Raw genomic sequence first — 2,971 nt, 5'->3', positions numbered from 1 at the left:
CTGCAGAGAAGTCGCTGAAGGGATTGGAGACGCAAATCGAGCTAGCCAAGGCGGCGTATGACGCTCAGATGGCTCAGTTCGATTCGCAGTTGGAGTTCGCCCAGGCGCAGATGGATGCGCTCAACGGTGTCGACACTTCGGTCATGGGCGTGACCGCTGCCGTTAACGCAATGAATGCGGCGGTGGTAGCGGCAATTGCCGCGATCAACGGCAAGAGCACGCCAACCAATGCGGGCGTGCTGATCGACACGATCTACAAGGATGTGCTGGGACGTGATGCAGACGCCGGTGGCAAACAGTACTGGCAGGACCAGCTCGCTAGCGGGGCGCTCAACAACGGCAACATTGTCGGCGCGATCACCAATGCCGCAGCTATCGAGGCAGCGTACAAGGCTGCTGGCGTCGCCATGAACGATGGCGCGTCCTATTGGGCTGGCCAGCTTTCCTCGGGGGCATTGACTGCTGCTCAGCTCCAAGAGGCCGTGCGTAATGCGGCCATTGCCAATGGCTCGATCTCTGGTTACGCCACTGGCGGGTTGATTTCTGGCCCGGGAACCGGAACCAGCGACAGCATCATCGCTCGCCTTTCCAATGGTGAATACGTGCTAACGGCTGACGCTGTTCGCACCTACGGCACCGGAATGCTTGATCAGATGAACGCTGGGCAGTTGCCGGCGTTTGCTGGTGGTGGCGCGATTCGTCTCGTTGGGACCAGTTCGTCCGCAGATGTCGCAGGCTCCAGCTATGTCGGTTCCACGAAGTCGGCAGCGTCTATGGCCGTGTCTCGCAATGAACAGGGTGTTATCGACGCCATCAACGCCCTGCAGAACTACCTCTACATGATCACCAAGTACAGCGAACAGACCGCTTCCGGCGTTCGTCGCCAGAATGAAATGCAGGAGGCAGCATGAAGGTAGTTCCGCCAGTCGAAATAACCCCCGCAAAGATAATCAGCAACAACGTGCCGGAGGCGGATTATCCCGAGTGGGTAGCAGGGACGTACGCACAAGGGATAAGGACGATCATCGCCGCGCAGCACACGATCTATGAAGTGCTCGCGGAGACGACCACCGATAGCCCTCTCGACGGCATTGCGAAAGCAGTACCTACCTGGATGATCGTCAGCCCCACCAATCGCTGGAAGATGTTCAACAAGCGCGCCGGCAACACTTGGACCATCGGCACGTTCACCTCAAACCCCGAAAGCATCGACTTGACGATCCGGCCCGCCGTGCGGATCAACTCGATCGGCCTGGTCGGGGTCAGGGCGTCAAGCGTTCAGATCAAAATGACCGTTGCCGGCGATGTCGTTTATGACAAGACCTTTTCCATGTCGATCAAGGCAGGAGGCAGTTGGTATCGGTACTACTTCGGCCAGTTCACCACGAAGGACAACGTAGCCCGGTTCGATTTGCCGCCATTCAACAATGCGGACATCCAGGTCATTGCCAGCGCGCCAGGTGGTACGGCGCGCATCGGCATGATGGTTATTGGCATGTCCAAGGATATCGGGTGGGCCCGCTTTGGGTCCGGCGTCAGCATCGAGAGCTATTCGAGCGTCAAGGAAGATGCCTTCGGTGGCGTGACGATAATCCCTCGCGGCAAGCGCCGGGTCGTTGACTTCGACATCGCCATGTATGCCAACCAAGTATCAACCGCACTCAGAACGCTTGAGCCGCTTTCGGATACCGCAGCCCTCTATATAGGGAGCGAGTCCGTGGACTGGTCAATCACCGTCGGCAGGTTCGACAGACTTGCCCTGATCAATCCAAACGTCGCACTCGCCGAATATTCCCTTGAAGTAAGGAGCCTCATGTAATGGCAGTTTCCCCAACGCCACCATCGATTTCAGTATTGCCACCCGCGCCACTGCCCACCGATGCCGAGGCCGTATTTGACGCCAAGGCCGGTGTGCGACTGACCGCTGAAGAGGTCATGGTCACGGAGCAAAATGCCGCGCTCGCCTGGCAGGCCGGCTCTATGGCCGACACGAAAGGCTACAAGGATGCGGCAGCCATCTCCGCCAACGCAGCCGCCAGCTCAGCCTCTGCTGCTGACGCCTCGAAGAACGCGGCAGCCCAGCAAGTAGGCCTGGCCGCCGATCAGGTGGCGCTAGCAGCCGGGCAAGTGGCGTTGGCGAATGCCGCAAAAGTTGACGCCCAGTCCGCCGCTGTAGCGGCTGGTGCCGGGGCTGGGCTTCCTGTCGGGCGCGAACCGTTTACCGCCTTGCAAATCAATAAGGCCGGGGCGGTTGATTGGGTTCCAGGGTTGCCAGATCGTGCGGCCGCGCAAGTCGGCCAAGCGCTGAAACTCGACGGCGATAAACTGCCGAAATGGGCCTTTGCTGGCGATCAAATCGGCGACCTGCTCACAACTGCTCGAAACCTTCCTATTGATTTTTCCTCAGTACAGGCGACTTTGCCCGCTAGCGTCACCTGGGCGTCGGTGACTTACGGAAAGGGTCTGTTTGTTGCGGTTGCCACAAGTAGCAACATCGCCGCCACTTCGCCAGATGGTATCAACTGGACGCAGCGCACGCTTCCAGCTTCCGCAACTTGGTACGCGGTAACTTACGGTAATGGCATTTTCGTTGCCGTAGGCGGCATGACCGTTATTGCCACCTCACCAGACGGTATTACCTGGACGCAAAGAAGCGCGCCACTATCTGCAACTTGGCGCGGTGTGACTTACGGCGGTGGTTTATTTGTCGCTGTTGGGATAAGTAGCGCAATTGCCATTACTTCCCCTGACGGTATTACGTGGACTCAGCGCGTTCTACCAGCATCGATAAACTGGTATAGCATTAGCTATGGTAACGGTATATTTGTTGCCACCGCGTCATCTGGGTCAGTATGCGCTACTTCACCAGACGGCATTACTTGGACTGGTCGTATCTTACCCGCATCTTATAATTTAAGAGGTATTGCATTCGGCAATGGTTTATTTGTTGCGGTTGCCACAAGTAGCGCGA

At 57.8% G+C, this 2,971-nt stretch carries 3 protein-coding genes; all 3 read left to right on the top strand.

The window, feature by feature from the left end; genetic code table 11:
* Positions 1 to 911 (top strand): DUF4214 domain-containing protein (locus IEQ42_RS27160; protein WP_210706187.1); only part of this gene is annotated, 911 nt, incomplete at its 5' end.
* Positions 908 to 1,819, top strand: coding sequence for a hypothetical protein (locus IEQ42_RS27155; RefSeq protein ID WP_210706186.1), 912 nt, complete (start codon positions 908 to 910; stop codon positions 1,817 to 1,819). The genes IEQ42_RS27160 and IEQ42_RS27155, both read left to right, overlap by 4 nt.
* The coding region (locus IEQ42_RS27150) for a WD40/YVTN/BNR-like repeat-containing protein (protein WP_210706185.1) at positions 1,819 to 2,971 on the top strand (1,153 nt) is incomplete at its 3' end. The genes IEQ42_RS27155 and IEQ42_RS27150, both read left to right, overlap by 1 nt.

Origin of the sequence: Pseudomonas iridis (assembly GCF_017980685.1) — a bacterium.
Classification (GTDB): domain Bacteria; phylum Pseudomonadota; class Gammaproteobacteria; order Pseudomonadales; family Pseudomonadaceae; genus Aquipseudomonas; species Aquipseudomonas iridis.
Note: the sequence above shows the minus strand (reverse complement) of the source record. Positions and strands in the feature narration are given on the sequence as shown.

What these genes read in the sequence shown, in the direction of transcription:
- IEQ42_RS27155 (WP_210706186.1), top strand. Translation starts at nt 908, where the DNA reads ATGAAGGTAGTTCCGCCAGTCGAAATAACCCCCGCAAAGATAATCAGC.